The 3,627-nt window shown below is 63.2% G+C and carries 4 protein-coding genes and 1 pseudogene; all 5 read left to right on the top strand.

What is annotated here, in order from left to right; translation table 11 throughout:
- Positions 1 to 113: pseudogene (locus tag ACOHX0_RS21785) on the top strand (IS5/IS1182 family transposase); the annotation flags it as partial.
- 23 nt (positions 114 to 136) lie between these two features.
- A complete protein-coding gene (locus ACOHX0_RS21780) occupies positions 137 to 1,366 on the top strand; it encodes an ATP-binding protein (RefSeq protein ID WP_420679346.1) in 1,230 nt (409 codons plus the stop codon).
- A gap of 27 nt (positions 1,367 to 1,393) precedes the next feature.
- Positions 1,394 to 2,152, top strand: a complete 759-nt coding sequence (locus tag ACOHX0_RS21775) for an ATP-dependent metallopeptidase FtsH/Yme1/Tma family protein (RefSeq protein ID WP_420679344.1) — start codon at positions 1,394 to 1,396, stop codon at positions 2,150 to 2,152.
- A gap of 562 nt (positions 2,153 to 2,714) precedes the next feature.
- Positions 2,715 to 3,119 carry a recombinase family protein gene (locus ACOHX0_RS21770; RefSeq protein WP_420679343.1) on the top strand — a complete coding sequence of 135 codons (405 nt, stop codon included), beginning with the start codon at positions 2,715 to 2,717 and terminating at the stop codon, positions 3,117 to 3,119.
- A 69-nt stretch (positions 3,120 to 3,188) separates the two neighbouring features.
- Positions 3,189 to 3,627 (top strand): recombinase family protein (locus ACOHX0_RS21765; protein WP_420679341.1); only part of this gene is annotated, 439 nt, incomplete at its 3' end.

Here is a 3,627-nt window from a genome sequence, read left to right as displayed (position 1 = left end):
TCATGTTCGGCAGGCTGAAGGGTTGGCGGCGTGTGGCGACCCGATACGACAGATGCCCGAAGGTCTTCCTCTCAGCCATCGCCCTCGCCGCACTCGTCATTTACTGGCTATGAGTCCTGACCCTAGTGATCATCCGATGGTCCAGCATTTGCCACCTGATTTTTGGGAGACGCTGGCAGCTGAAGACGCTGATCCATTTGCCTGCGATGAAAGCGGCCGGAACATCCCCGATACACACATCCCCGCGCGGCACTTGCTGCTTGCGCTCCGGCTGGCTGCAGGTTTCGGGAACCCAGAAGCCGTCGAAGCCCAGCTTCAGCACGGAGCCGTCACCATCTTGCGCGGGATCGCTCCGGCTGATTATGAGATCCTCGGGCGCGTGCTCACCCAAGCCATCCTGCCGGAGGGTTGGAGCAACACCGATCCCCGGCGCATGGTGAGGCAGCAAAATCGCGTGGCACTAGTGCAGCCGCGCGCGCATGGCGCGGAGCCCGCTCCGCGCCACCTTGAAGAGTTGCAAGACCTAGTCAGCGCAGGCCTCATGCTAGGTCAGCCATTGTGGGTGGTCCTGCCAAACGAGGCGGACCTCCCGGAACCGCTTCTCGCAGAGTATTGCACTGAACTGTGCTTGCCCGCGCCGGAAACGGATTTGCTGACCGCGTTCCTGCGCGCCAGCCACTCCCGTACCGGACGGATCGACGAAGCTGCCACCCGCGCCGCACTGCCGCCGGCACAGCACCTGCGGGAACTGCCCGCCACCACGCTTGCTTTTGCGCTCCGGGCACCGACCGCAGTTCAGGTCGCGCAACGTCTGGCTCAAAGCCTCGCGGCCCCGGAGGCCGCCCCCACCAAGAGGGCACAAGAGGAACCAGCGGAGATCACTGGCATCGGCCCGGCCTATGACACCGCCCGTTGCCTCGTCGCGGACTTGCGGCTCTGGAGCGAAGGCGGCACTGCCTGGAACGAGATCCCCCACTCATTGCTGTTGCACGGCGTACCTGGGACAGGCAAAAGCCACCTCGCCCGCGCGATGGGCCGGAGCGCCCAGGTGAATTGCGTCGAGACCAGTTGCGCCGAATGGCAAAGCGCGGGGCATCTTGGCAACCTACTGCACGCTATGCGCAAGAGCTTCGATGAAGCCCTGAGGCAAGTGCCTTGCATTCTTTTCTTGGACGAGATCGATGCAATCGGCTCCCGCAGCAGTGGCGACAGGCACGGCGCAAGCTACAGGCAGCAAGTGATCGCCGGCTTACTGGAGCAGATGGACCGGATCAGCCGGGAGGAAGGCGTGGTGGTCGTTGGCGCCTGCAACTACCCCGAACGTATCGATTCCGCGGTGCTGAGAGCAGGGCGGTTTGACATCTAGATCGAAATGCCGCTGCCAAGCAAGGCTATGCTGCAGCATCTCCTAGCTGAGCGGCTTCAGAACGCATTCCCTGAAGATGCACTGCAGCAGCTGGCGCGGGATTGCATCGGCAAGACCGCCGCCGATATCGACGCGGCGGTCCGGACCGCCCGCAGCGAGACCCGGCACACTGGCTGCCCGCTCGATTTGCAGCTTCTGCAACGCCATCTTGCGGTCATGAAGCAGGAGGAGAACCACGGCCCTTGGTACCGCATTGCTGTGCATGAGAGCGGCCACGCAATTACTTCGTGGATCTTCGGTGAGCAGGTTCGGCGGATCCGCCTGTCTCCTGCCGGCGGAACTGTCGAACGCGATGTGCCCCGGAATGCGGGTCTGGATACAGACTTCGACCGCCAGATGTACATCCATTTGGCCGGCCGCGCTGCGGAACGCCTCTTGCTCGGCAACGTCTCAGCCGGAGCTGGCGGAAGCGCGGCCTCCGATCTGGCTCAGGCCGCGCAGCTCTGTCTGGCAATGGATTATGAGCTTGGCCTCGGCATCCACGGCAACGCTTGGCTTGGGCCGCCAGATCCGGCCCGTTTGACAGCGGGAGAGCGTAAACGCATCCGGGAGCGTCTCGACTATGCTGAAGACCACGCCCGTGCGATGCTGTCCCCCTATAAACAATTGCTGCGGGATATGGCCCAGGCCCTGGTAAATGAGCGAGAGTTCGATGCTGAAGCGGTTCGATCCTGGCTGGCCGACGTGCCGCAGCAGGGGGACCCGGAACAGTTTCTGGACCGGTAGATGCACCGTTCTCCTGCATTCACATGCAAGCTAACGCCCGCCAAACAAGCGGCCTGACCGCCGGATTTGCGCAATTCATTTGCGCAAACTCCAGTGGCTCAGGCTCCGATTGGTGCAAAATCCGGACCTTTCCTTCGTGGAAGTATTTCTTCCCAAAGCCCCGCCGGGGCGGTCTATGCCCGGCCCCCTTCCCAGCTCCCTCTGCAGAGGGAAAGTTCCGTATTTCGAGGCCCTTATCCACAATTCCCGTCTCCGCAGGGTTACAACCCGGGTCGCTCCAATCCAGTCCGGCGCAGTAAACTGTCTCCATCAGCACACGCGAGCGGTCACCGCCCACCGGAAACAGGAGACTTCGGCCTATGGCACGGGACCGGAAGAGACATGCCGAATGCCAGCCGGCGCCGGAAACACCCGGCCGCCCGCAAAACGGCTCCTGCCGTCAGGACCCCAGTACCCGCGCGTCACTGCACGAACTCCTGCGCGCCCTGGCCCGCGAGGCAGCCCGCGCCGATCACCGGGACGGCAAAACTCCCGGTTAACATCAAACCACCGGAGAACCGCCATGTCCCAGCCCAAGCTCAGAGCAGCCATCTACGCCCGGTATTCAAGCGACCTGCAGCGCGACGCCTCTGTCGAAGACCAGATCCGCAGCTGCACGGACTACGCCAAAGACCAGGGGCTGGAAGTCGTTGTCACCTATTCCGACCGCGCCACCTCGGGTGCCAGCCTGATGCGCAGCGGCATGCAGGCGCTGCTGCGCGATGCGCGCGGCGGTACATTCGATGTGCTGGTGTCGGAAGCTCTCGACCGGCTGAGCCGCAACCAGGCCGACATCGCCTACATCTACCAGGAATTCTGTTTCAACGGCCTCCCGATCGAGACCCTCGCGGAAGGGCTGATTTCGGAGATCCATATCGGGCTGAAGGGCACGATGAATGCGCTGCAGCTCAAGGATATCGCGATGTAGACCCACCGTGGTCTCAAGGGCCGCGCGCTGGAGGGCAAATCCGCAGGCGGCAAGGCTTACGGCTACCGCATGAAGCCGCAGCTTACGCCCAGCGGCGAGGTGATCCGCGGCGAGCGGGAGATCCATCCGGAAGAGGCAGATGTCGTTCGCCGGATCTTCGAAGACTATGCCCGCGGCCTGTCCCCGAAGAAGATAGCGGAGGCCCTCAACACAGAAGGCGTGCCTGCGCCGTCCGGCCGCCACTGGGGCGCTTCCACTCTTCACGGCAACCGCCAGCGCGGCACCGGCATCCTGAACAACGAACTCTATATCGGCCGGCAGGTCTGGAACCGGCTGTGCTACGTGAAGGATCCGCAGACCGGCAAGCGCATCTCGCGCCTTAACCCGGAAAGCGAGTGGACAATCACAGAAGTCCCCCATCTGCGGATCGTCGATCAGGAGCTCTGGGACACGGTCCGCGTACGCCAAGGCGAACTAAAGACCGCAGGCACAAATGTTCCGGTCTGGG

Origin of the sequence: Cribrihabitans pelagius (genome assembly GCF_048820915.1) — a bacterium.
Taxonomy (GTDB): domain Bacteria; phylum Pseudomonadota; class Alphaproteobacteria; order Rhodobacterales; family Rhodobacteraceae; genus Cribrihabitans_A; species Cribrihabitans_A pelagius.
This window is presented reverse-complemented; position numbering and strand designations above follow the sequence as displayed.

Coding starts and splice junctions, on each gene's coding strand:
- ACOHX0_RS21780 (WP_420679346.1), top strand. CDS start 137: ATGGTCCAGCATTTGCCACCTGATTTTTGGGAGACGCTGGCAGCTGAA.
- ACOHX0_RS21775 (WP_420679344.1), top strand. CDS start 1,394: ATGCTGCAGCATCTCCTAGCTGAGCGGCTTCAGAACGCATTCCCTGAA.
- ACOHX0_RS21770 (WP_420679343.1), top strand. CDS start 2,715: ATGTCCCAGCCCAAGCTCAGAGCAGCCATCTACGCCCGGTATTCAAGC.